This window comes from Variovorax restrictus (assembly GCF_051216715.1).
GTDB lineage: Bacteria > Pseudomonadota > Gammaproteobacteria > Burkholderiales > Burkholderiaceae_C > Variovorax.
The window spans coordinates 389,497-411,581 of record NZ_JBPJZH010000001.1 but is presented as its reverse complement, the minus strand read 5'-3'; the positions used below and the strand labels follow the sequence as shown (position 1 = coordinate 411,581).

Here is a 22,085-nt window from a genome sequence, read left to right as displayed (position 1 = left end):
AACCCAGCGTGCTGACCGCCTGCCGAAAACAAAACGGCCGCCCGAAGGCGGCCGCTCTGGCGAAAGCCGTGGGCTGACGCTTACTCGGCCAGCTCGTTGGCCAGCACCAGCAGGGCGCCCAGGCCCATGGTCGCGCCAGGCAGGGCCCAGCCGGTGTGGCCGGCTGGCTTTTGGTCGGGCGACACGGGTTCCATGTCCACGCCGAGCTTGGGACGGCGCGCATCGACGACGCGCGTGGCGCCGTGCTCCTGCTTGAGACGCTGCGTGAGATCCGTCAGCGAGCCCTGCGCCAGCACCGGCGTGACCGTGTCACCCGGGTGCTGCAGCAGCGGCATCACCTGTTCCTGCGTCTTGGCGAACCACTTGCCGCGCCAGTTTTCGCGGGCGCTGTGGCTGACCCATTTGCTGATGCGGTGGGTCATGCGCGGCGCGCAGGCCACCAGCACCCAGTGCTTGGCGCCGGCGCTCACGGTGCCGGCCGGTGCCTTGGCGAGGAACTCGCGGGCATAGGCGGCGTCGTCGACGTACAGGATGATCTTTTCCACGATGCGCTCCTTCAGGTAGTTAGAGTGGCAGAGACTTCGGTCGCGAGATCAGACGGCAGGTGCATCGTGCGCCTTCGGACGGCGCGAGGCAACCCACTTGCCGATGGCCAGCACCAGCAGGGCACCGGCGATGCCGGCGGCGTACTTGATGGTGTCGGTCTGCGGAATCTTCGGAACCCAGGTCCAGGCATCGAGGCGCACCACGGCCGGGTCGGAGATCAGCATCGTGCCGGCGATCCAGCCCAGCAGCATGCCGCCCAGGGTGATGATGAACGGGAAGCGGTCCATCAGCTTGATGACCAGCTGGCTGCCCCAGACGATGATCGGGATGCTGACCAGCAGGCCGAAGATCACGAGTGGCATCTGGTGACCTTCACCGGCGCCCTGTGCGGCACCGGCGATGGCGATCACGTTGTCCACGCTCATCACCAGGTCGGCGACGATGACGGTCTTGACGGCGGCCCACAGCTTGTCGCTGCCCTGGATGTTGCCGTGCGGGTCGTCATGGTCGGGGGCCAGCAGCTTCACGCCGATCCACAGCAGCAGGATGGCGCCGACGATCTTCAGGAACGGAATGGCCAGCAGCGTGAGCGCGAAGAAGATCAGGATGACGCGCAGGATGATGGCGCCGGCCGTCCCCCACAAGATACCCTTGGTGCGTTGGGCCGGCGGCAGCTTGCGGCAGGCCAGCGCGATGACGACGGCGTTGTCGCCGCCCAAGAGAATGTCGATCATGATGATCTGACCGACCGCGACCCAGAATTCCGGGGTCATAAAAGCTTCCATGGCGTCCTCTGTGCATTTCGATGGGGGCCGAGCGGATCGGATCGAAGCGGCTGAATGAAAGACCAGAGTCAACGGGCCGCGCAAACGCTTCGATCAAACCTGCCAGGTTCAAATCGAAGGTCTTGCTCGGCAACGCGCATGGCGATGCCCGACAGGCCGGAAGTGTTGTGCTTCGTATTGACGACCTGGCGATACCCGCAGGGTGGACCGCGGGCGGGAGCTACTCCCCTTCGTGCGCGGATTAGATCATCCTGCAACGGAGGCTGGCAACCGGGCCAAGCCCCAAGAGGGGACAAAGCCCCTCGAGCCCCAATGAAACGCGGTTGCGGCGTTGTCGGGCGCGGTGTGATGCATAACCTTGAAAGAGCCCGGGACTTTGCCGCACTATGATGCCGCTCCGCAGTTTCTCCCGACCCATGGCCGCCATTCACATCACCGACATCGAGGCCGCCATCAACCACTGGCGCGCGCTCAAGCCCTCGCCCGACGGCATCACCCTGGCGCCCGAATTGCGCGCGCTCGCGGAGGTCTACGCGCTCATGGTGTTTCACCACGAAGACGAGGTCGACGAGGTCGGCTTCCCCGCCAAGGCGTGGGCCGCGTGGATGGCCTGGTACCAGACCACCATCGACACGCCGTGCATCGCCATCTGCTCGACCAGCCAGGGCGACGACGAGTGCAAGGGCTGCGGCCGCAGCTTCGACGAGGTGCAGCACTGGCCCGCCATGACGCCTGCCGAAAAGCGCCAGACCTGGCGCCGCATCACGATGGAAGACCGCGCGTGGCGCTTCAACACCTATGCCGAGCGGGCGCGCGAGGCACCCTCCCCGCAGACATCGCCGACGTCGCCCGACGACGCGACCTGAACGCCGCGATGCGTCGCCTGGCCCAAGCCCCCAACCTCGCGATCGCCACGCTCTGGGTGCATGCGCTGCGCGAGGACGGCATCACCGCGTCGGTGCAGCGCGAATACCTCGGCGCGGCGGCCGGCCAGTTGCCACCGGACCAGTGCCTGCCCGAGATCTGGATCGAGGACGATGCGCAGTTCGCGCTGGCGCAGACCGCGCTGCGCGACCTGCAGCACCGCCCGCAGCGACGCTGGCACTGCGCTTGTGGCGAACTGGTCGAAGGCGGCTTCGAGCAGTGCTGGCAATGCGGCGCGATGATGCCGACCGCCTGAACGCTCGCCCTACTTGAGTCGCTGCAGCTCGATGTCGATGCTGTTCTTGCCGTCGCCCAGCATCAGCGTGCCTTCCTGAACCGTCGCCTGCAATTGCATGCTGCGCTGCGCGAGCGCCGCCACCGCCTGCGAGGTCTCGCTCGGAATGCGCCACACCGCCAGGTTCTGCAGCCGCGCGAGCTTGTTCTCGATGCCCTTCCACCAGATGCCCGCCGCATGGCTGAAGCAATACAGCAGCACCTCGTCGGCCTTGCCGCAGGCCTTCATCAGCGGCTTCTCTTCCGGCTGGCCGACCTCGATCCAGACGCGCGTGCGGCCGGTGAAGTCACGCAGCGACACGTCGGGGTCGTCCGGGTTCGACAGGCCCGCGCCGAAGCCCAGCACGCCGTCGCCGTCACACACGCTCTGCAGCTTGTAGGCGTTCAACGCCAGCGCGATGAGCCGCACCATCATCCGCTCGTCGTTCTCGCTCGGATGCCGAGCCAGCGTGAGCGCATGGTCGGCGTAGTAGTTGTGGTCGATGTCGGCGACCGCGAGGTTCGCCTTGAAGATGGTGGATTTGAGGGCCATGAGAGCTTTGGTTGTCGATCAGCGAGCCCGGTCAGCCACCGGCCGCACAGAGTGCGTGGCCTCGGCCGCTTCGTTGATGCCGATCCAGGCCGTGCCGAAGTCCACCGCGTAGAAGTGCTGATGGGTCTCGCTGCCGGAACCCGACCAGAACTTGACGGGCGGCGTGCCGGGGAAGCGGGTGGCGTCGATGGTGGGTATGGTGCTTGCGCCGGCGCACCAGCGCTTGAGCACCACCGGCTGCTGCTCCGGACCCATGTCCAGCGAGAAAGTGTCCTCCACGAGCCTTGGTCGCACTTGCGCAAGGCCGCCAACTCCGTGATGGTCGGCAGCCGCCATTGGGTGATGCCCTCCCGGCGCTCGGCATTGAGCGCTTCGACGCGCGCCTGAGCCTGCATCAGCGTGAAGGCCTGCGCTTCACCGATGCAGCGGCCGTCCTGCCAGGTCTGGCCCACGGCGCAACGCAGCCACTGCAACCCGGTCGTGGCGTCGACGACCACCGCCTCCGTCGCGGCGACGGCCTTAGGCGTCGTGGTCGGATCACAGCCACTCAGCAGCGCCAAGGCCGCTGCGACGCTCGCCGCGCAGGTGAACCAGGATCGTGATGTCGCTGGGGTCGTCCGCGCGCCGTCAGACACGACGTGCCAGCTCCTCGGCCTTGCCGATGTAGCTCGCCGGCGTCATCGCCAGCAGGCGTTCCTTCTCGGCCTCGGGAATCTCCAGCGAGCGGATCAGCCCGTGCAGCGCCTCGGCCGTCACGGTCTTGCCGCGCGTGACTTCCTTGAGCTGCTCGTAGGCGCCCTGCACGCCGAAGCGGCGCATCACGGTCTGGATCGGCTCGGCCAGCACTTCCCACGAGGCGTCGAGGTCGTCGGCGATGGCTTCTTCGTTGATCTCGAGCTTGCCCAGGCCGGTCATCAGGCTCGCGTACGCCAGCGTGGCGTAGCCGAAGGCCACGCCGATGTTGCGCAGCACCGTGCTGTCGGTCAGGTCGCGCTGCCAGCGGCTGATAGGCAGCTTCTCGCTCAGGTGACGCAGGAGCGCGTTGGCCAGGCCCAGGTTGCCTTCGGCATTCTCGAAGTCGATCGGGTTGACCTTGTGCGGCATGGTCGACGAGCCGATCTCGCCCTTCTTCAGGCGCTGCTTGAAGTAGCCCAGGCTCACGTAGCCCCAGATGTCGCGCGAGAAGTCGATCAGGATGGTGTCGGCGCGCGCCACGGCGTCGAACAGCTCGGCCATGTAGTCGTGCGGCTCGATCTGGATGCTGTACGGCTGGAACGTCAGGCCCAGGCCCAGCGGTGCCGGCGTCTCCACGACCTTGCGGCTGAAGCCTTCCCAGTCGAAGTCGGGCCAGGCGGCCAGGTGGGCGTTGTAGTTGCCCACGGCGCCGTTCATCTTGCCCAGCAGCTGCACGCCGGCGATCCGCTCGCGGGCCTTGGCCAGGCGCACCGCGACGTTGGCGATCTCCTTGCCGACGGTGGTCGGACTGGCGGTCTGGCCGTGCGTGCGCGAGAGCATCGACACGCCCGCGAACTGATGCGCCATCTCGCGCAGCTTGGCGACGAGGCCGTCGAGCGCCGGCAGCATGACCTTGTCGCGCGCGGCCTGGATCTGCAGCGCGTGGCTGGTGTTGTTGATGTCTTCGCTGGTGCAGGCGAAGTGCACGAACTCGGCGGCGGCCAGCAGCTCGGGCCGGGCGTCGAACTTCGACTTGATCCAGTACTCGACGGCTTTCACATCATGGTTGGTGGTCTTCTCGATCTCCTTGATCGCGACCGCATCGGCCTCGGCGAAGTTGGCGACCAGGCCCATCAGGTACTTGCGCGCGCCCGGCGTGAGCGGCTTGAATTCGGCGAAGCCGCAGTCGGACAGGGCGATGAACCAGGCCACCTCGACCTGCACGCGCCGGTGCATGTAGCCCTGTTCGCTCATCAGGGGGCGCAGCGCGGCCAGCTTGGCGGCGTAGCGGCCGTCGAGGGGGGAAAGGGCGGAAACGGTGGAGAAGCTCATGGGGTGAATTTTAGGCGTCGGCCTGTGCCGCGCCGTCCCTGCCGCCGCGCCCACTGAGCCCCGGGGCCGCCACGGCCCCGTTGGCGACGCACCACATTCCCCGGGAGCTGTCCGCCTGGTGCCAGGCACGCAGCCCGTTCACGGAGGTGGCGCACTAGAATCCAAACGCTAAAAACGACCCTCGAGGGAAGAGAGAGAAGCCGAATGAAACTGATTGGATCCAACGCCAGCCCCTACGTGCGCAAGGTCCGCGTCGTCATGGCCGAAAAGCGCCTTGACTATCAGTTCGTCCAGGAAGACGTCTGGGCCGCCGACACCACCATCGCCAGTTCGAACCCGCTGGGCAAGGTGCCCTGCCTGGTGATGGAAGGCAGCGAGGCGATGTTCGACTCGCGCGTGATCGTCGAATACCTCGACACCCTGTCGCCGGTGGGCAAGCTCATTCCGCAGCAGGGCCGCGAGCGCGCCGAGGTCAAGACCTGGGAAGCGCTGGCCGACGGCGTGATGGACGCCGGCGTGCTGTGCCGCCTCGAGGCCACCTGGGCCGGTCGCGCCGACGGTGAACGCAGCCAAGCCTGGATGGACCGCCAGCGCGCCAAGATCACCGGCGGCATCGCCGCCATGGCCAAGGGCCTGGGCGACAAGCCCTTCTGCAGCGGCATCCACCTGAGCCTGTCGGACATCGCGGTCGGCTGTGCGTTGGGCTGGATCGAGTTCCGCTTCCCGGACATCGACTGGCGCAGCCAGTACACCAACCTGGCCAAGCTGCAGGACAAGCTGATGCAGCGTCCCAGCTTCGCCGACACCAAACCCTGAAGACGCCGCCGCCTCAAGGCTGAAATGAAAAAAGCGCCGTGAGGCGCTTTTTTCATGAGCGGAAGCCACTCAGGCGGCCGCGCGCTCCGTGGCCGGGTTGCGCCACTTCGCCATCAACTCGGTCCAGCGCGTGCGCGCTGCCGCCAGGTTGCGCTCCTTCACGTGGCCGTAGCCGCGGATCTGCTCCGGCAGCGTCGCGATCTCCACCGCCGTCGCATGGTTCGCAGCGCTGAGCCCGGCGATCACTTCCTCGATGCTTGCGCGGTACTCGCCGATCAGTGCGCGCTCGGTTTGGCGCTCCTCGGTGCGGCCGAAGATGTCCAGCGCCGTGCCGCGCAGGCCCTTGAGCTTGGCCAGCACCTTGAAGCCGGTCAGCATGCCGGGGCCGAACTTCTGCTTCTGCAGCTGGCCGCGGCTGTTCTTCTTCGCGATGAGCGGCGGCGCGAGGTGGTAGTTGAGCTTGAAGTCGCCTTCGAACATGCCGTTGACGCGATCGAGGAACGAACGGTCGGTGTGCAACCGCGCCACCTCGTACTCGTCCTTGTACGCCATCAGCTTGAACAGGTAGCGCGCCACCGATTCGGTGAGCGTCGTCTTGCCGACCGCGGCCGTCTCGGCCTGCTGCACCTTGGCGACGAAGGCCTTGTAATGGTCGGCGTAGGCGGCGTTCTGGTAGCCGGTGAGGAACTCGGCACGGCGTGCCACCAGCGTGTCGACGGTCTCGCGCTTCTTGAATTCGATCACCTGGCCGGGCGACACCAGCTTATGCACCGCGCCCAGGTCGTGCGCGGCGCGGCGGCCCCATTCGAAGGCCGTCTTGTTGTTCTCGATGGCGACGTTGTTGAGCTCGATCGCGCGCATCAGCGAGGCGTAGTCCAGCGGCACCCAGCCCTTCTGCCAGGCGTAGCCCAGCAGCATCGGGTTGGCGTAGAGGCTGTCGCCCATCAGTGACACCGCGGCCGCGTCGGCGTCGAAGCTGCCGAGGCCATCCAGCCCGACGATGCGCGCGATCTGGTTCGCGCAATCGTCCTGCGGGTTCACCCAGTTGGCGTTGCGCACGAAGGCCGCCGTCGGCGTGCTGTGGCTGTTGAGCGCCACATGCGTGCGCCCTTCGCGCATGCGCGCCAGCGTCTCGGCGTTGACCGCCACCAGCGGGTCGGCCGCGAGGATCAGGTCGGCCGCGGCAGTGCCCACGCGCGTGGTGCGAATCGCCTCCTGCGTGTCGCCGATGAGCGCATGGCTCCAGGTCGCGCCGCCCTTCTGCGCGAGGCCGGCCGCGTCCTGCGTGACGATGCCCTTGCCTTCGATGTGCGCGGCCATGCCGAGCAGCTGGCCGATGGTGATCACGCCCGTGCCGCCGACGCCGGCGACCACGATGCCCCACACCTGATCGCGGGCCAGTTGCCGCACGACAGGTTCGGGCATCGCGCCCATCTGGAAAGGCGAGTTCGCCTTGGCCTTCGACTTCTTCTTGAGCGCACCGCCTTCGACGGTGACGAAGCTCGGGCAGAAGCCCTTCAAGCAGCTCATGTCCTTGTTGCAGGTACTTTGGTTGATGGTGCGCTTGCGGCCGAACTCGGTCTCCAGCGGCTCCACGCTCAGGCAGTTGCTCTGCACGCTGCAGTCGCCGCAGCCTTCGCACACCAGCTCGTTGATGACGACGCGCTTGGCCGGGTCGACGGCCGTGCCCCGCTTGCGGCGGCGGCGCTTCTCGGTGGCGCAGGTCTGGTCGTAGATGATCGCGGTGGTGCCCTTGATCTCCCGGAACTCGCGCTGGATGTCGTCGAGCAGGTCGCGGTGTTTCACCTCCGGATCGCCGGCCACCTTCACGCCCTCGTACTTCTCCGGCTCGTCGGTGACGATCACCACCTTCATCGTTCCTTCGGCCAGCAGGCTCTGCGCGATCTGCAGCACCGAATGGCCCTCGGGCCGCTCGCCCACCTGCTGGCCGCCGGTCATGGCCACCGCGTCGTTGTAAAGGATCTTGTAGGTGATGTTCACGCCCGCCGCGATGCTCTGGCGAATGGCGAGCAGGCCGCTGTGGAAGTAGGTGCCGTCGCCCAGGTTCGCGAAGATGTGCTGGTCGGTCGTGAAGGGCTGCTGCCCCACCCACGGCACGCCCTCGCCGCCCATCTGCGTGAAGCCGATGGTGCTGCGGTCCATCCAGGTCGCCATGAAGTGGCAACCGATGCCGCCCATGGCGCGCGAGCCCTCGGGCACCACGGTGCTGGTGTTGTGCGGGCAGCCCGAGCAGAACCAGGGCTGGCGGTCGGCACCCTGCACGCCGTCCAGCTTGATGACCTCCATCGAGCGCTCCTTGGCCTCGAGGATGGCGAGCTGCGCGTCGATGCGCGCGCGCATGTCGGCGCCGACCTGGTCGAGCAGGCCAGTCTTGCGCAGCCGCTGCGCGATGGCCTTGGCGATCAGCGCCGGGTTCAGGTCGGCGTTGGCGCGCAGCAGCGTGTGCGCGGTCGGGTTGGGCATCGACCATTCGCCGCCGGAGTAGCCATCGTCGCTCGCGCCTAGGCCTTCATCGAACTTGCCGACCACGTTGGGTCGCACGTCCGAGCGCCAGTTGTAGAGCTCTTCCTTCAGCTGGTATTCGATGACCTGGCGCTTCTCCTCGACCACCAGGATTTCCTGCAGGCCGGTGGCGAAGTCGCGCGTGAGCTGGGCTTCGAGCGGCCACACCACGCCGACCTTGTGCAGCCGGATGCCGATCTGCCGGCAGGCCGCGTCGTCCAGGCCCAGGTCGATCAGCGCCTGACGCGTGTCGTTGAAGGCCTTGCCGCTGGCCATGATGCCGAAGCGGTCGTTCGGCCCTTCGATGACGTTGTGGTTGAGCTTGTTGGCGCGGATGTACGCGAGTGCGGCGTACCACTTGTAGTGCATCAGCCGCGCTTCCTGCTCCAGCGCATGGTCGGGCCAGCGGATGTGCAGGCCGCCGGGCGGCATCTCGAAATCGGTGGGGATGACGATGTCGACGCGCTCGGGGTCGATCATCGCGGTGGCGCTGGATTCGACGATCTCCTGGATCGTCTTCATGCCCGACCACACGCCCGAGAAGCGGCTCATCGCGAAGGCGTGGATGCCCAGGTCGAGGATCTCCTGCACGTTGGTCGGGAAGAACACCGGCGTGCCGCAGGCCTTGAAGATGTGGTCGCTCTGGTGCGCAGCCGTGCTGCTCTTGCTGATGTGGTCATCACCCGCCACCGCGATCACGCCGCCGAACTCGGTGGTGCCCGCCATGTTGGCGTGCTTGAAGACATCGGAGCAGCGGTCCACGCCCGGCCCCTTGCCGTACCAGATGCCGAACACGCCATCGAACTTGTTGGTGCCCTGCGGCGAGAAGCCGAGCTGCTGCGTGCCCCACAGCGCGGTGGCGGCCAGTTCTTCGTTCACGCCCGGCTGGAACACGATGTTCTGCGCCTTGAGGTACTTGCTCGCCTTCCACAACGCCTGGTCATAGCCGCCGAGCGGCGAGCCGCGGTAGCCACTGATGAAGCCGGCGGTGTTCTTGCCGTTCTGCTGGTCGCGCAGGCGCTGCAGCATGGGTAGCTTGACCAGGGCTTGCACGCCCGACATGAAGGCGCGACCGTAATCGAGCGAATATTTGTCGTCGAGCGTGACCGTCTCGAGGGCTTTGCGGATGTGCTCGGGCAGGGGGGCGTTCATCGTCTGATCTCCGGTTGGCATGGGCCTTGTGGGCCTGGCTGGGGCGGCATGAGCGCCCGACGGGATGCGGTGCCTTCATGATGCGCCTGAAAGTGTATTGGCGGGTGTCGGACAGGTGCTTTCAGATACCGCCAGGGAAACCCTAGTTTCTGAAAGATCCTTTCTTAGAATCGCACTTCATGGAAAGCCTTGATAAGTTCGACCTCGCCATCCTGAAAGAACTCCAGACCGATGGCCGCCTGACCAATGCCGAACTGGCCCAGCGCGTGGGCCTGTCGGCCGCGCCCTGCTGGCGCCGCGTGCGGGCGCTGGAGGAGTCCGGCTTCATCAAGGGCTACTACGCCGAGATCGACCGCCGCAAGATCGGCCTGGGCGTGCTCGCCTTCGTGCGCCTGGACACCGAGCGCGCCAACAGCGAGGTCACGAAGAAGATCGAAGAGGCGATCCGCAAGCTGCCCGAAGTCATCGCCTGCCACTACATCAGCGGCACCGGCATGTTCGAGCTGCAGGTGGTCGCGCAAGACCTCGATGCCTTTTCGCGCTTCGCCCTCAACAGCCTCATGCACCTGCCCAACGTGAAAGACCTGCACACCAGCTTCTCGCTGGGCGAGGTCAAGGCGAGCCATGCGTTGCCGTTGGGGCACCTGACGAAGAAGTGAGGCCGGGTGCCTGCGGGCACGGGTCCGTCAGGTCTGCCTGAACGGCCGGCTCAAAAACCGTGACCCCTTCTCCCCGAAGCGCCACGGCACGTCAGCGGCCTTCGTGATCCCGATGCGCGGGCCGACCTCGACCTGCACGACCGGCTGGTCGCCCTCGGGCGCGATGAGTACGAAGGGCGGTGCCTCGAGCGCCTTGCCGTTGAAGCTGCCGTCGATGCCGAGCGCCTGCCCCACGCGGCCCGGGCCGGCACACAGCAGGCGCAGGTCGTCGAGCCCGCGGCGCGCCTGCATGCGCGCGATGCCCATCGTGGGTTCGATCGCGCGGATCAGCACGCCGGCGCCGTGGCCCGCTTTTCGACACACGACATTCAGGCACCAGTGGATGCCATAGGAGCGGTAGACGTAAGCGTGGCCCGACGGGCCGAACATCGCTGCGTTGCGCGGCGTCTGCCCACCGAAGGTGTGCGAGGCCGGGTCGTCGCGGTCATAGGCTTCGGTCTCGACGATGCGGCCGCCGACGCCGTCGACCAGCAGCGTGACGCCGATGAGCGCGCGCGCCACGACCTCGGACGGCGCGTCGAAATCGAGGTCGAGGGGGCGATGCGAAGCGCGCGGCATGGAAGGCACAGTTTCCCAGAGAAAATGGCGGGTTCGAACCCACCCGACCCCATGAACGATTCCACCACCCGCCCCGACCTGCCCGACCACCTCTCCATCGACCCGCGCAGCCCGCACCATGTCGCCGCCGTGTTCGAGCACGACATCGGCATCCGCTTCAACGGCAAGGAGCGCGCCGACGTGGAGGAGTACTGCGTGAGCGAAGGCTGGATCAAGGTGCCGGCCGGCAAGACGCTCGACCGCAAGGGCAAGCCGCTGCTGCTCAAGCTCAAGGGCAAGGTCGATGCCTTCTACAGATAGAACACTGCGCTCATATCAGTGATCCACGGCTCTGCGCGCCACCTGAGCCGATGAAACCGGCACGGCCGAGGCCAGGGCACCCGCGGAACTGGCTCTGCTAGGCCGCCGGGTGCGCCCCCTTGAGGGGGAGGCGGCGACACGCAGTGCGCCGCATCGGGGGTGGGGTTCATCTCACCGCCACTGCAGGATCAGCGACCACGGCTGTCGGCTCAGGTGCCGGTCGATGCAGCCGGGCGTACCTGCCGCGCAGCCTTCGGCAAGGTAGCTCGCATCGAGCACCGACGTGCCCGGCGCGAAGTCGAGTCGGCGCCGCGTGACCGACTGCAGCACGTTGCCGCCCACCGCGTCGAAGCCCTGCGCGTCGACGGCCACCACCGCATCGCAGTGCATCGGCAAGGCCGCGCCGCCGGTGGGCCGCGCGGCCAGCGCCTCGCCGATGCGCGCGAAGGTGTCGAGCCCGGCGCGGGTGCCGCGTGCCTGGCAGACCAGGTCGCCCACGCGCGGCGGGGTCTGCGTGATGTCGCAGGCGCGCATCGCGTAGCGCGTCGGCTGGCCCGCCGCTTCGGCCATGCCCGCCTGCCACGCAGCGCCCGCATAGTCGGCATGCGCCTCGGAGAACACGAACTCGCCCTCGTCCAGACCGGCTTGCCGAGCGATCCAGCTGATGAAGGCGGCCGACCACGGCGTGTCGATCACCGCGACGCGGTTGACGGCTGTCTGCAGCGCACGCACCTCCGACGCCGCCAGCCCCTGGTCCGGCCCGATGCCCAGCCCGCGCAAGCGCGCCTCGGACGCCTGCCCGATGGCCTGCACCAGCAGCCGCCGGTCTGCCGGCCGCCACGCGCCGAAGCGCACCTGCGACGGCAGCAGGCCGTCCTGCGGATCGACCGCCTCCCAGTAGCCGAGCACGCGCTGCCAGGGCGGCGAGGCCCCGATGCCGCTGCGCGTGTCCTCCGCCTCAGCGTTGCCGGCGACGACGAGCCGGCCCTCGGCGTCGAGCGTCTGGTCGCCGAAGGCATTCAGTTCCTGCTGCGCGGCTAACGCGAAGGCGATGGCACGGGGCGAGGCGGGGCGCTGCGTGGCGGTGGCTAGGCAGGTGGAGGCCGTGTCGGCGGCGGCGATACCGGCCGTCAGGCAGGACGCCAGTGCGGCTGCGCGAAAGGAGAAGCGGAAGAGGGACATGCGGTGCCAGCATAGCGACCACATAGCGGCACCGAAGCCGCCACCGCGTCAGATCGCCCAGCCGCCGTCGATCACGTGGGTCTGACCGGTCGTGTACCTGGCCTGAGCCAGATAGAGCACCAGATCGGCAATTTCCTCAGGCTGACCGATGCGGCCGATCGGCTGGCGCGAAACGAAGGCCTTGCGTGCCGTTTCGTAGTCGCCCTGTGCCCGGAGTCGATCGTGCAAGGACGGGGAGTCGACCGTGCCCGGACAGATGGCGTTGCACCGGATGCCTTGCGCCACGAAGTCGGCGGCGACCGACTTCGTCAACCCGATCACCGCCGCCTTCGTCATGCCGTAGGCGAAGCGGTTGGGCACGCCCTTGACGCTGCTGGCGACCGACGCCATGTTGATGATGGCGCCGTCCTTGCGCTCGAGCATGCCCGGCAGCACCGCGCGCAGCGTTCGCACCATCGCCTTCACATTCAGGTCGTATGCAAAGTCGAGGTCCTTGTCGGTCGCCTCCAGGATGTTGCCCGCATGGACCACGCCCGCGCAATTGAAGAGCACGTCGACTGCGCCGATCTCGGCGACCAGCGCCTGCACGGCGGCGTCCTGCAGGACGTCGAGCTTGCGTGTTCGCACGCCCGGCAAGGCAGCGAGTTCGGCCAGCGCGGTGTCGTTGATGTCGGTGGCCCACACGGTGGCGCCGGCGCGGGAGAAAGCTTCGACGCTGGCGCGGCCGATGCCTTGCGCCGCGGCAGTGATGAGAACGGTCTTGCCTTCGAGGCTCATGGTGTGCTGGTTGCAGGAAGTGGAGAAGAGGAGATCAGAGACCGAACTCGGCGCGGATCGGTGCGGAGTGCTCGCCGACGCGCGGTGCGCCCCGCGCGCTCCGTGCGCGCGCGCCGTCGATGCGCACCGGCCCGCGCGTGGTGCGCACGGGCGTGCCGTCGCCGCGTTGCACGGTCTGCAGCATGTCGAGCAGGCCGAAGGCCTGGCTCTGCAGCAGGCGCGGCCAGTCGAGCACCTCGGCACACCAGACGTCGGCCGGCCGCAGGCGTTCGAGCCAGTGGGCGGTGTCGTGCTGCGACAGTGCAGCGGCGATCAGGCGCTTGATTTCGTCGCGCTGCGTGAAGGCTTCCTGCGCCGTGAAGGCGCCGATGGACGGCAGCGGCAAGGTGGCGGCGAGCTGCGCGAGCGGCATCATCGCGAGCGCGAGATAGCCGTCGCGCGTCGGGTAGATGCCGTAGGGCGCGGCGAGGTAGGCGTTCGCGTTGCGAAAGCCCGCACGCGCGGGCAGCCGGTTGCCGTCGTTGAGGTGCGTGGTGAGCAGTTCGAACTGCAGGTCCACCAGCGCTTCGAGCAGGCTGGTCTGCACATGCGCGCCTTCGCCGCTGATGCCGCGCCGCACCAGCGCTGCGAGGATGCCTTCGGTGAGCACGTGGCCGGCAAGCATGTCGGCGATCGACAGGCCCAGCGGGACCGGCCCGTCGCCCTCGTGGCCGTTGAGCCAGGTCACGCCCGAGAGCGACTGCGCCAGCAGATCCTGCCCCGGCATGTCGGCCCACGGGCCGCTCTCGCCATAGCCCGATACCCCCGCGTAGACGAGCCGCGGGTTGATCGCCCTCGCCTCCTCGTAGCCCAGGCCCAGCCGCTCGATGACCCCGGGCCGGAAGTTCTGGATCAGCACATCGGCCCGTGCGATCAGCCGCTTGAGCGCCGCAAGGTCGTCGGGATGCTTCAGGTCGATCGCGAGGCTTTCCTTGTTGCGATTGATCGCGTGGAACAGCGTCGAATCGCCACCCACATCGGTGTCGGTGAGGTACAGCGTGCGGCAGATGTCGCCGCTGCCCGGCCGCTCGACCTTGATGACGCGCGCGCCCAGGTCACCCAGCCGCAGCGCCGCCGACGGCCCCGACAGGAATTGCGCGAGGTCGAGGACCAGCAGGCCGTCGAGCGGTGCCGTCATGCCGCGAAGCTCTCGCGGAACAGCGCGTTGAGCGCGCGCACGGTGTCGCGTGCCGGTTCGCTGCCCAGCAGGCCGGTGTTGAGGCGTTGCGAGGCCGCATGCTGGAAGGGCATGTAGCCATCGTGGCGCGGCCGCACCCACGCGCCGTCGAGCGTGGCGCGCGTGGCGCGGTAGAAATTGCCGGCGGTCTGGTTGACGGCATCGTCTTCCCACGCCGCTGCGTGTCCGGGCTGGCCGCCCGCCGACGCGAACGGCCCGCGCTGCGCTTCCGCATCGGCCACCCACACGGCGAAATCGACCGCCTCCGTCGGGTGCACGGTGCGTGCCGACACCGCAATGCCGGTGCCGCCGAGCGCCGAGCCTACCGGGCCGTGGCCCTCGACATCTGGTATGTCCGCGAAGCCCAGGCGCACCGGCCGGAAGCCCTGCCACGCGTAGTTCACGTAGCCGTAGATGAGCGGCACGCAGTCGATGCGCGCATCGGGCAGCGCCATGGCCTCGAACACGGCGATCGGGTCCATCGCCAGGCAGCGCGGGTCGATGACTTTCATCACTGCGCGCAGGTCCTCGCAGACCGCGCTCGCCACCTCGACATCGAACAGCTCCGGCCCGTCGACACGACCCGGCGCGCCGCGTTGCGCGCACAGCGTGTAGAGGCACATGAGCGAATGGGGCGGGCGCAGCGGCAGCGCGACGCGGCCGGCGCGGGCGAGCTCGAGCACCGCCGTCCAGTCCTTCGGCGCCGCGGCCAGACGGTCGGGGCGCCACGCCAGCACCTGCGTGGCCGCATCGATGGGCAGGGCCCACTGCTTGCCTTGCCAGTGATAACTCGGATACGAGCGGCCGACCGTGCCTTTCGCGATCGATGCGAGCCGCGCTTCATCGAAGGGCAGCAGGCAGTCCTCGCGCGTGACCTGGCCGACGTGCGGATGGTCGATGACGATCAGGTCGTACTGGCGCGCGAGTTCGTCGACCGGGAAGGACTCGAAGTCCTGCAGCGAACGGCGGTCCCAGGTGATGTCGACGCCGGTGCGCGCCTTCCAGAGCGCCGAGCATGCGGCCAGGGGTTCGTAGCCGCGCGGGTGGTCCCACGTCATGCCCTTGAGGGTGATGGTTGTCATGCGGTGTGCGGGATGTGGCGCTACTGGACGGCGCCGGTGCCGTAGAGCAGGTTGGGCAGCCACAGCGAGAGCTGCGGAAAGACCGACAGGATGACGAGCAGCACCATCATCACGGCGAGGTAGGGCACCACCTCGCGCGCGTAGTCGCCCATCCTCACCTTGAGCGTCTGCGACGAGATGTACATCAGCCCGCCGACCGGCGGCGTGATGCCGGCGATGGTGAGGTTGGTGATGAGCACGATGCCGAAGTGCACCTTGTCGATGTGCGCGCCCGCAATCAGCGGCAGCAGCATCGGCGTGAGGATGATCAGCGCGGCCGAGCCTTCGATGGCCGTGCCCAGCACGATCAGCACGAGGTTGATCAGCAGCAGCAGCAGGATCGGGTCCTGGGTGGTGCCGGCGAGCCAGCCCGACATCGCCTGCGGCACCTGCTCCCACGAGAGGTAGAAGCCGAAGGCCGAGGCGGCGCAGATCATCATCATCACGCTGGCCGAGTCGCGCACCGACTCGGCGAGCACTTCGGGCAGCTGGCGGAACTTCATTTCGCGGTAACCGAAGATCGCGACCAGCAGCACGTAGATGACCACGATGGCGCCCGACTCGGTGGTCGTGAAGATGCCGTAGCGGGTCCCCAGGATGATCACCAGCGGAATCGACAGCGCCCACAGGCCGTCGACCAGCGCCAGCCGGAATTCGCGCCCGGTCGCACGTGTCGCGCGCTGCGGCTTGTACTTGCGCTTGATGGCAAGCACATGCGTGGTGAACATCAGCGCCACCGCCAGCAACAGGCCCGGCACGATGCCCGCCGCGAACAGCCGACCGATCGAGGCCTCGGCCAGGAAGCCGTAGATGATGAGCCCGATCGACGGCGGGATCAGCGCGGTGATGATCGCCGCCGACGAGGTGATCACCGCGGCGAAGGCCGGGCTGTAGCCGCGCGCGACCATCTGCGTGCCGATGGTCTTGGCCAGCATCGCGGCGTCGGCGTTGGCCGAGGCCGTGAGGCCGCCGAGCAGCGTGGCGAGCACGGTGCACATCTGCGCCAGCGCGCCGGTCATGTGGCCGACGAGCACTTCGGCGAGGTTCAGCAGCCGCCGCGTGATGCCCGACGCATTCATGATGCAGCCGGCCAGCACGAAGAGGGGCAGCGCCAGCAGCGACACCGACTCGGTGCCTTCGGCCATCTGCTGCGAGAAGTTGGCCAACGGCATCTCGTTGATGTTGAGCACGAAGAAGCCGAGCGCGGCGATGGCCATCGCCCAGGTAATCGGCGTCTGCAGGGCCAGCAGCACCAGCATCAGGACGGCGGGCAGCCAGAGGTGGAACGCACTCACAGGGACATCTCCGACGACGGCTGCCATGTCCAGCCGGTGGCCCACGGCTTGAGCAGGAGGTGCTGCACCAGCATGAGCAGCGAGGCGAAGGCCATCGGCCCGTAGACCACCGAGCGCGGGATGTCGATGACGACCACGCGGATCGAATGCGCGATGACCGCCTGCCAGACGAACATCGCCGTCAGCGTGACGAACAGCGCGGCCAGCAGCCACCAGTTGAAGATGAAGATGCCGCGCCGCACGGCCGGCGGGAACATTGCCACCAGCGCGTCCACGTCGGCGTGCATGCGCCAACGGATGCAGGCGGCGCCGCCGAAGAAGACCATCCAGCCGAACGCGATGACCGCGACCTCGAAGGTCCATGCCGCCGGCTGCGGAAAGAGGTAGCGCGTGACCACGCCCCAGGTGATGGAGAGCACGATGGCCAGCACGCAGGCCACGCCGATGGCCTCGTCCGCGCGCCGCAGGCTCAGCAGCGGGCCGGGCGAGACAGGTGTCGATTCACTCATGGGTTCAGCGCGTCATGGCAGCGCGGACCTTGTCATACATGCCCGGCGTGAGCCCCGGCACCTTGGCGTACGCGACCTTGGCCTTCTCGGCGAAGGCCTTGTTGTCGACGTCCGTCACGATCTGCACGCCGGCCTTCTTCATTTCGTCGGCGTAGGCGGCGTCGGAGGCCAGCGTGAGTTGCGTGAGCTCGGCGCCGGCCTTCTTTCCTTCGTCGAGCAGCACGGCCTGCAGGTCGGGCGGCAGGCTCTTGAAGAAATCGGTGCTGGTGACCATCGCGACGTACATCGTCTGGTGCGCCGTGGTCGACAGCACCTTGCGCACCTCGTACAGCTTGGAGCCGACCAGCGAGCCATAGTTGGCTTCCGCGGCATCGACCACGTTGGTCTGCAGTGCGTTGTAGACCTCGCCCCAGGGCAGCGCGGTGGGCCGTGCACCCAAGGCGGTGAAGGTCTCCAGCATGATCGGCGACGGTGGCACGCGCAGCGTCATGCCCGCCATGTCGGCGGGCGTGCGCACCGGCTTGCTGCCCAGCACGTGACGCACGCCGAACAGGCCGTCGGCCACGATCAGCTTCATGCCCTGCTGCTCGAGGCGCCCCGACATCTCCTTGAAGACGTCGGACGCGAAGAGCTTCTTCGCTTCGTCCTGGCTGCCGTAGAGGTAGGGGCCCGCCAGGATGCCGAGGTCAGGCACGAACTGGCTCAGCTGCCCGTAGTCGGTGACGCTCAGCACGCGGGCGCCGCCCTTGATCATCTCGTTGACCTTCTTCTGCGGGCCGAGCTGGTCGCCCGTGAAGATGTTCAGCGTCAGGCGCCCGCCGGAGCGCTCCTTGACGCGATCGGCGAAGGAATGCATCACCTTCACGACCGGTTCGCTGGGGTTCACCTGCGACGTGGAAAAGCGCAGGGTGTAGCTCTGCGCAGCGGCCGGGGCCACGGCGCCGAGCGCCAGCGCCAGACCGGCGGCGAGGGTGGACAGGGTCGATACGACGGTGCGGCGCGAAGTCATGGATGTCTCCTGGAAGCGCTCGGGGCGCATTGGTGTAATTCCTATATGAACTGCTAGTTCATATATGAAATGATGACGGCAGCTAATCGCCTTGTCGATTAGGGTTTTCCGGGGAAAGGCGCGTCGTCTGTTCCCATATGAACACTCGGTTTTCTCATGCTTGAATCAATGTCTTCGGATCCGCTGCCTCTGGACGGCCTTCGCGTGCTGGACTTCAGCCAGTTCCTGGCCGGCCCCTCGTGCGCGCTGCGGCTGGCCGACCTGGGCGCCGACGTCATCAAGGTCGAGCGGCCCGATGGCGGCGACCTGTGCCGCGGGCTCGTACTGGCCGACCAGACCTTCGAGGGCGACAGCGCGCTCTTCCACACCATCAACCGCCGCAAGCGCAGCTTCGCGGCCGACCTCAAGGCGCCGGCCGACCTGGCGCGCGTCAGGGGGCTGATCGAGCGCGCCGACGTGATGATTCACAACTTCCGCCCGGGCGTGATGGAGCGCATCGGCCTGGACGCGGCCAGCGTGCTGGCGCTCAACCCGCGCATCGTCTACGCGGCGGTCACGGGCTACGGGGAAAAAGGACCGTGGCGCGACAAGCCGGGGCAGGACCTGCTGGTGCAATCGCTCTCGGGCATGGCCTGGCTCACCGGCGACGCGGGGCTCGACGGCAGCGGTCCACCGGTGCCCGCCGGCGTCTCGATGATCGATGTGATCACCGGCGCGCACCTGGTGCAGGGCATCCTCGCGGCGCTGCTGCGGCGCGGTGTGACCGGGCGCGGAGGGCGCGTCGACGTGAGCCTGCTCGAATCTGCGCTCGACCTGCAGTTCGAGCCCTTCACCGCCTTCCTCAACGGCGACGGCACCCAGCCCGCGCGCACCGCCGAGAACCACGCCAGCGTGCATGGCGCCGCCCCGTACGGCATCTACCGCACGCGCGACGGCTTCATGGCCATCGCAATGACGCCGATGGACGCGCTCGCGCAGCACATCGGTAGCGACGCGCTGGCCGCGCTGGCCGCCGACCGCGGCAGCTGGTTCCGAAACCGCGACACGCTCAAGCGCCAGCTGCAGCACGACCTGCTGGCGCAGGACAGCGCGCACTGGCTCGCCATCCTGGAGCCGGCCGGCGTGTGGTGCGCCGACGTGCTGGGCTGGCCGCAGCTCGCCGCGCACCCGGCCTTCGCCGCGCTGGGCATGACGCAGACCATTCGCAGCGCGACCGGCGCGACGATGCAGACGACGCGCTGCCCGATCCGCATCGATGGGCGCCGGCTGTACAGCGACCAGGGCGCGCCGCGCCTGGGTGCCGACACCGAGGCCATCGCCCGCGAACTCGGCCTTCCGGCCACGACCCCCGCTTCCACGGCAAACCCATGACCCACGAACAATTCTTCGAAGACTATGTGCCCGGCACTGTGCGCACGACCACCGGCCGCACCATCACCGAGGCCGACATCGTGCTGCACGCCGGGCAGACCGGCGACTTCTTTCCGCACCACATGGACGCGGCCTGGTGCGCCACGCAGGACTTCGGCCAGCGCATCGCGCACGGCACGCTGATCTTCAGCGTAGGCATCGGCCTGACCGCGACGGTGATCAACCCGCGCGCCATGTCCTACGGCTACGACCGCCTGCGCTTCGTCAAGCCGGTGTTCATCGGCGACACGGTCTACTCGAAGGTCGAGGTCAGCGACAAGCGCGACCACCCCAAGCGCGCCGGCCACGGCATCGTCGTCGAGACCGTGACCGTGACCAACCAGCGTCAGGAAACGGTGCTCGTGTGCGAACACCTGCACATCGTCGAGCGGCGCACCACGCAGGGCTAAACTGCCGCCGCATGAAGACCACCGCCGCCGAGCCCGACGACACCGAGGCCGACCGACGCCCGAAGTATTCGGTGCCGGCGGTCGAGAAGGCGCTCGACGTGCTCGAGCTGCTGTCGGCGCAGGCGGTGCCCATGACGCAGGCGCAGCTCGCGCGCGCGCTGGGCCGCGAACCGAGCGAGTTGTTCCGCATGCTGAGCGCGCTCGAGGCCCGCGGCTACCTGCGGCGCGAAGAGAATGGCGGCTACGTGCTCACCCTGAAGCTCTTCGAGCTGAGCCGCACCCATTCGCCACACGAGCAGTTGCTGCGCGCGGCCACCGCGCCGATGCGCGAGCTGGTCGACCACATCCGCGAGTCCTGCCACCTGAGCGTGCTGCACCGCGACCAGGTGCTGGTGCTCACGCAGGTCGATGCGCCCACGTCCATCCGCCTGTCGGTGGAGGCCGGCTCGCTGCATTCGGCGGTCGACACGCTGTCCGGCCAGGTGCTGCTCGCCAATTCCCCCGACGCCGAGCGGGACGACCTGCTGTCGCGCCGCGCGGAGTTCCTTCGCAAGAGCGCCGAGGAGCGCACCGCCTACCTGGCGATGCTGGCGAAGATGGCCGCCGACGGCTGGGGCTACGCCGAGAACGCGCGCTTCGTCGGCGGGCGTGACCTGAGCGTGCCGGTGGGGCGTGCGCACGGCCGCACCCGCGCCGTGCTCACCATCGCGTCGCTGCGCGGTACGCACACGGCACACGACGACCTGTTCGAGCTCCTGCCCCGGCTGCAGAAATGTGCCGAGGACATCGGCCGCATCGCGGGCATCGTCTAGCGTTCCGCCCGCGGGACAGCTTGTCCTCCGCACCGGCCTTTCGGCCGACCCGACCGGCCCCATATTCGGTGGATCGCCGCTCGCCATCGCAGCCGGCGCCAACAAGGAAGACCCCCATGACCGACCCCATCGTCCAGATCAAGCCCCTCGGCTTTCCGTGGGAGACCATCGACCCGTTCCTGTTCTGCGCGTACCACGACGACGCTTACCCGGCCGGCAACGGCGCGATGGGCCCGGCGGTGTCGCTCGAAGGCCGCGCCATCGGCCAGGACTTCAGCCGCAAGGACGGCTGGAGCATGTACCACGGCGAAGAGATCCCCGGCTTCCCCGGCCATCCGCACCGCGGCTTCGAGACCGTGACCATCGTGCGCAAGGGCCTCGTCGACCACGCCGATTCGCTCGGCGCGGCGGCGCGCTTCGGCGGCGGCGACGTGCAGTGGGTGACTGCCGGGGCGGGCATCGTGCATTCGGAGATGTTCCCGCTGCTCGACGCGACCGCGCCGAACCCGCTGGAGCTGTTCCAGATCTGGCTCAACCTGCCGGCGCGCCACAAGATGGTGGCGCCGCACTTCACCATGTTCTGGGCCGAAGACATCCCGCGCTTCACCGCCACCGATGACGCGGGCCGCAGCACCGACGTGGCCTGCGTGGCCGGCCGCATCGGCCCCGTCGACGCCGCCCCTGGCGCGGCCGGCGGACCGCTCGCGCCGCCACCCGATTCGTGGGCGGCCCAGGACGACGCCGACGTCGCCATCTGGACCATCCGCATGGCCCCCGGCGCCCGCTGGACGCTGCCCGCCGCCACGGGCCGGGGCACGCGGCGCAGCCTCTACTTCTTCAAGGGCGCCTCAGTGACCGTGGGCGGTCGCGACGTGACAAGCCACGCCGCCATCGAACTGCGCGCCGACCAGGCGGTCGAGTTGGTCAACGGCGATGGCATGGTCAGCGAGTTCCTGGTGCTGCAGGGCCAGCCGATCGCCGAACCGGTGGCGCAGTACGGCCCGTTCGTGATGAACACGCGAGCCGAGATCGAGCAGGCCATGGCCGACTACCGCCGCACCCAGTTCGGCGGCTGGCCGTGGGCCGACGAGGCGCCGGTGCACGGCACCGACCCGGCCCGCTTCGCGCGGCATCCGGACGGGCGCGAGGAGCGGCCTGTGACGTCGCCGAGCGACTGAACGGCGCCCG

Annotated in this window: 23 protein-coding genes and 1 pseudogene; 9 read left to right on the top strand and 15 right to left on the bottom strand. The window is 68.2% G+C overall.

Features of this window, described 5'->3' with window-relative positions:
* Positions 1 to 80: 80 nt before the first annotated feature.
* Positions 81 to 545, bottom strand: a complete 465-nt coding sequence (locus ACSFA0_RS01995) for a hypothetical protein (RefSeq protein ID WP_435448561.1) — start codon at positions 543 to 545, stop codon at positions 81 to 83.
* 48 nt (positions 546 to 593) lie between these two features.
* Positions 594 to 1,331 (bottom strand): TerC family protein, encoded by a 738-nt coding sequence (locus ACSFA0_RS01990; protein ID WP_435448560.1) that lies wholly within the window; start codon positions 1,329 to 1,331, stop codon positions 594 to 596.
* A 416-nt stretch (positions 1,332 to 1,747) separates the two neighbouring features.
* Here ACSFA0_RS01990 and ACSFA0_RS01985 point away from each other — a divergent pair, with 416 nt between their 5' ends.
* The gene (locus ACSFA0_RS01985) at positions 1,748 to 2,197 is read left to right on the top strand and encodes a DUF3717 domain-containing protein (RefSeq protein ID WP_435448559.1); all 450 of its coding nucleotides are present in this window, start codon (positions 1,748 to 1,750) and stop codon (positions 2,195 to 2,197) included.
* Positions 2,198 to 2,205: 8 nt separating this feature from the next.
* Positions 2,206 to 2,511, top strand: coding sequence for a DUF2007 domain-containing protein (locus tag ACSFA0_RS01980; protein WP_435448558.1), 306 nt, complete (start codon positions 2,206 to 2,208; stop codon positions 2,509 to 2,511).
* Between the two features lie 9 nt (positions 2,512 to 2,520).
* On the opposite strand, the gene ACSFA0_RS01975 is transcribed toward ACSFA0_RS01980, so the two are convergent.
* The 4 genes and pseudogenes from ACSFA0_RS01975 to purB form a co-directional block, all read right to left on the bottom strand.
* Positions 2,521 to 3,081, bottom strand: a complete 561-nt coding sequence (locus ACSFA0_RS01975; protein WP_435448557.1) for a YaeQ family protein — start codon at positions 3,079 to 3,081, stop codon at positions 2,521 to 2,523.
* Positions 3,082 to 3,099: 18 nt separating this feature from the next.
* Entirely contained in the window at positions 3,100 to 3,360 is a 261-nt protein-coding gene (locus tag ACSFA0_RS01970; RefSeq protein WP_435450982.1) for an Lcl C-terminal domain-containing protein, read from the bottom strand.
* A gap of 56 nt (positions 3,361 to 3,416) precedes the next feature.
* Positions 3,417 to 3,533: pseudogene (locus ACSFA0_RS01965) on the bottom strand (hypothetical protein); the annotation flags it as partial.
* Positions 3,534 to 3,708: 175 nt separating this feature from the next.
* On the bottom strand, positions 3,709 to 5,088 hold the full coding sequence (gene purB, locus ACSFA0_RS01960; protein WP_435448556.1) for an adenylosuccinate lyase: 1,380 nt from the start codon (positions 5,086 to 5,088) through the stop codon (positions 3,709 to 3,711).
* Between the two features lie 204 nt (positions 5,089 to 5,292).
* Between purB and ACSFA0_RS01955 the strand changes: the two genes are divergently transcribed.
* A complete protein-coding gene (locus ACSFA0_RS01955; RefSeq protein ID WP_435448555.1) occupies positions 5,293 to 5,904 on the top strand; it encodes a glutathione S-transferase N-terminal domain-containing protein in 612 nt (203 codons plus the stop codon).
* A 69-nt stretch (positions 5,905 to 5,973) separates the two neighbouring features.
* On the opposite strand, the gene ACSFA0_RS01950 is transcribed toward ACSFA0_RS01955, so the two are convergent.
* Positions 5,974 to 9,579 carry an indolepyruvate ferredoxin oxidoreductase family protein gene (locus ACSFA0_RS01950; protein ID WP_435448554.1) on the bottom strand — a complete coding sequence of 1,202 codons (3,606 nt, stop codon included), beginning with the start codon at positions 9,577 to 9,579 and terminating at the stop codon, positions 5,974 to 5,976.
* 179 nt (positions 9,580 to 9,758) lie between these two features.
* On the opposite strand from ACSFA0_RS01950, the gene ACSFA0_RS01945 reads away from it, so the two are divergent.
* Positions 9,759 to 10,238, top strand: coding sequence for an Lrp/AsnC family transcriptional regulator (locus ACSFA0_RS01945; protein ID WP_435448553.1), 480 nt, complete (start codon positions 9,759 to 9,761; stop codon positions 10,236 to 10,238).
* A 27-nt stretch (positions 10,239 to 10,265) separates the two neighbouring features.
* Here ACSFA0_RS01945 and ACSFA0_RS01940 read toward each other — a convergent pair whose 3' ends face one another.
* Complete coding sequence (locus ACSFA0_RS01940; RefSeq protein ID WP_435448552.1) at positions 10,266 to 10,856, bottom strand: DNA-3-methyladenine glycosylase; 591 nt, start codon at positions 10,854 to 10,856, stop codon at positions 10,266 to 10,268.
* A gap of 51 nt (positions 10,857 to 10,907) precedes the next feature.
* Here ACSFA0_RS01940 and ACSFA0_RS01935 point away from each other — a divergent pair, with 51 nt between their 5' ends.
* Positions 10,908 to 11,156: a DUF3297 family protein gene (locus ACSFA0_RS01935; RefSeq protein WP_435448551.1), complete on the top strand. Its 249-nt coding sequence runs from the start codon at positions 10,908 to 10,910 to the stop codon at positions 11,154 to 11,156.
* Positions 11,157 to 11,327: 171 nt separating this feature from the next.
* On the opposite strand, the gene ACSFA0_RS01930 is transcribed toward ACSFA0_RS01935, so the two are convergent.
* From ACSFA0_RS01930 to ACSFA0_RS01900, 7 genes are read right to left on the bottom strand one after another with little or no spacing between them, the layout of a single operon-like run.
* The gene (locus ACSFA0_RS01930) at positions 11,328 to 12,338 is read right to left on the bottom strand and encodes a DUF2272 domain-containing protein (RefSeq protein WP_435448550.1); all 1,011 of its coding nucleotides are present in this window, start codon (positions 12,336 to 12,338) and stop codon (positions 11,328 to 11,330) included.
* 48 nt (positions 12,339 to 12,386) lie between these two features.
* Positions 12,387 to 13,115 (bottom strand): SDR family oxidoreductase, encoded by a 729-nt coding sequence (locus ACSFA0_RS01925; RefSeq protein WP_435448549.1) that lies wholly within the window; start codon positions 13,113 to 13,115, stop codon positions 12,387 to 12,389.
* Between the two features lie 34 nt (positions 13,116 to 13,149).
* Complete coding sequence (locus ACSFA0_RS01920; protein ID WP_435448548.1) at positions 13,150 to 14,292, bottom strand: CaiB/BaiF CoA transferase family protein; 1,143 nt, start codon at positions 14,290 to 14,292, stop codon at positions 13,150 to 13,152.
* On the bottom strand, positions 14,289 to 15,413 hold the full coding sequence (locus tag ACSFA0_RS01915; RefSeq protein WP_435448547.1) for a carbohydrate ABC transporter substrate-binding protein: 1,125 nt from the start codon (positions 15,411 to 15,413) through the stop codon (positions 14,289 to 14,291). Before ACSFA0_RS01915 ends, ACSFA0_RS01920 begins: the two co-directional genes overlap by 4 nt.
* A 20-nt stretch (positions 15,414 to 15,433) precedes the next feature.
* Positions 15,434 to 16,747, bottom strand: a complete 1,314-nt coding sequence (locus ACSFA0_RS01910; RefSeq protein ID WP_435448546.1) for a TRAP transporter large permease — start codon at positions 16,745 to 16,747, stop codon at positions 15,434 to 15,436.
* A complete protein-coding gene (locus ACSFA0_RS01905) occupies positions 16,744 to 17,256 on the bottom strand; it encodes a TRAP transporter small permease (RefSeq protein ID WP_435448545.1) in 513 nt (170 codons plus the stop codon). The genes ACSFA0_RS01910 and ACSFA0_RS01905 overlap by 4 nt, the downstream gene beginning before the upstream one ends.
* 4 nt (positions 17,257 to 17,260) lie before the next feature.
* The gene (locus ACSFA0_RS01900; protein ID WP_435448544.1) at positions 17,261 to 18,265 is read right to left on the bottom strand and encodes a C4-dicarboxylate TRAP transporter substrate-binding protein; all 1,005 of its coding nucleotides are present in this window, start codon (positions 18,263 to 18,265) and stop codon (positions 17,261 to 17,263) included.
* A gap of 168 nt (positions 18,266 to 18,433) precedes the next feature.
* Here ACSFA0_RS01900 and ACSFA0_RS01895 point away from each other — a divergent pair, with 168 nt between their 5' ends.
* From ACSFA0_RS01895 to ACSFA0_RS01880, 4 genes are all read left to right on the top strand, one after another.
* Positions 18,434 to 19,636 (top strand): CaiB/BaiF CoA transferase family protein, encoded by a 1,203-nt coding sequence (locus ACSFA0_RS01895; RefSeq protein ID WP_435448543.1) that lies wholly within the window; start codon positions 18,434 to 18,436, stop codon positions 19,634 to 19,636.
* Complete coding sequence (locus tag ACSFA0_RS01890; RefSeq protein WP_435448542.1) at positions 19,633 to 20,085, top strand: MaoC family dehydratase; 453 nt, start codon at positions 19,633 to 19,635, stop codon at positions 20,083 to 20,085. The genes ACSFA0_RS01895 and ACSFA0_RS01890 overlap by 4 nt, the downstream gene beginning before the upstream one ends.
* 11 nt (positions 20,086 to 20,096) lie before the next feature.
* Positions 20,097 to 20,897, top strand: a complete 801-nt coding sequence (locus tag ACSFA0_RS01885; protein ID WP_435448541.1) for an IclR family transcriptional regulator — start codon at positions 20,097 to 20,099, stop codon at positions 20,895 to 20,897.
* Between the two features lie 116 nt (positions 20,898 to 21,013).
* Positions 21,014 to 22,075 (top strand): pirin family protein, encoded by a 1,062-nt coding sequence (locus ACSFA0_RS01880; RefSeq protein WP_435448540.1) that lies wholly within the window; start codon positions 21,014 to 21,016, stop codon positions 22,073 to 22,075.
* The last annotated feature ends 10 nt before the right edge of the window (positions 22,076 to 22,085 follow it).

Bases quoted from the DNA above. Each gene is read 5' to 3' on its own strand.
- ACSFA0_RS01990 (WP_435448560.1), bottom strand. From the start codon at position 1,331: ATGGAAGCTTTTATGACCCCGGAATTCTGGGTCGCGGTCGGTCAGATC.
- ACSFA0_RS01985 (WP_435448559.1), top strand. From the start codon at position 1,748: ATGGCCGCCATTCACATCACCGACATCGAGGCCGCCATCAACCACTGG.
- ACSFA0_RS01980 (WP_435448558.1), top strand. From the start codon at position 2,206: ATGCGTCGCCTGGCCCAAGCCCCCAACCTCGCGATCGCCACGCTCTGG.
- ACSFA0_RS01975 (WP_435448557.1), bottom strand. From the start codon at position 3,081: ATGGCCCTCAAATCCACCATCTTCAAGGCGAACCTCGCGGTCGCCGAC.
- purB (WP_435448556.1), bottom strand. From the start codon at position 5,088: ATGAGCTTCTCCACCGTTTCCGCCCTTTCCCCCCTCGACGGCCGCTAC.
- ACSFA0_RS01955 (WP_435448555.1), top strand. From the start codon at position 5,293: ATGAAACTGATTGGATCCAACGCCAGCCCCTACGTGCGCAAGGTCCGC.
- ACSFA0_RS01950 (WP_435448554.1), bottom strand. From the start codon at position 9,579: ATGAACGCCCCCCTGCCCGAGCACATCCGCAAAGCCCTCGAGACGGTC.
- ACSFA0_RS01945 (WP_435448553.1), top strand. From the start codon at position 9,759: ATGGAAAGCCTTGATAAGTTCGACCTCGCCATCCTGAAAGAACTCCAG.
- ACSFA0_RS01940 (WP_435448552.1), bottom strand. From the start codon at position 10,856: ATGCCGCGCGCTTCGCATCGCCCCCTCGACCTCGATTTCGACGCGCCG.
- ACSFA0_RS01935 (WP_435448551.1), top strand. From the start codon at position 10,908: ATGAACGATTCCACCACCCGCCCCGACCTGCCCGACCACCTCTCCATC.
- ACSFA0_RS01930 (WP_435448550.1), bottom strand. From the start codon at position 12,338: ATGTCCCTCTTCCGCTTCTCCTTTCGCGCAGCCGCACTGGCGTCCTGC.
- ACSFA0_RS01925 (WP_435448549.1), bottom strand. From the start codon at position 13,115: ATGAGCCTCGAAGGCAAGACCGTTCTCATCACTGCCGCGGCGCAAGGC.
- ACSFA0_RS01920 (WP_435448548.1), bottom strand. From the start codon at position 14,292: ATGACGGCACCGCTCGACGGCCTGCTGGTCCTCGACCTCGCGCAATTC.
- ACSFA0_RS01915 (WP_435448547.1), bottom strand. From the start codon at position 15,413: ATGACAACCATCACCCTCAAGGGCATGACGTGGGACCACCCGCGCGGC.
- ACSFA0_RS01905 (WP_435448545.1), bottom strand. From the start codon at position 17,256: ATGAGTGAATCGACACCTGTCTCGCCCGGCCCGCTGCTGAGCCTGCGG.
- ACSFA0_RS01900 (WP_435448544.1), bottom strand. From the start codon at position 18,265: ATGACTTCGCGCCGCACCGTCGTATCGACCCTGTCCACCCTCGCCGCC.
- ACSFA0_RS01895 (WP_435448543.1), top strand. From the start codon at position 18,434: ATGTCTTCGGATCCGCTGCCTCTGGACGGCCTTCGCGTGCTGGACTTC.
- ACSFA0_RS01890 (WP_435448542.1), top strand. From the start codon at position 19,633: ATGACCCACGAACAATTCTTCGAAGACTATGTGCCCGGCACTGTGCGC.
- ACSFA0_RS01885 (WP_435448541.1), top strand. From the start codon at position 20,097: ATGAAGACCACCGCCGCCGAGCCCGACGACACCGAGGCCGACCGACGC.
- ACSFA0_RS01880 (WP_435448540.1), top strand. From the start codon at position 21,014: ATGACCGACCCCATCGTCCAGATCAAGCCCCTCGGCTTTCCGTGGGAG.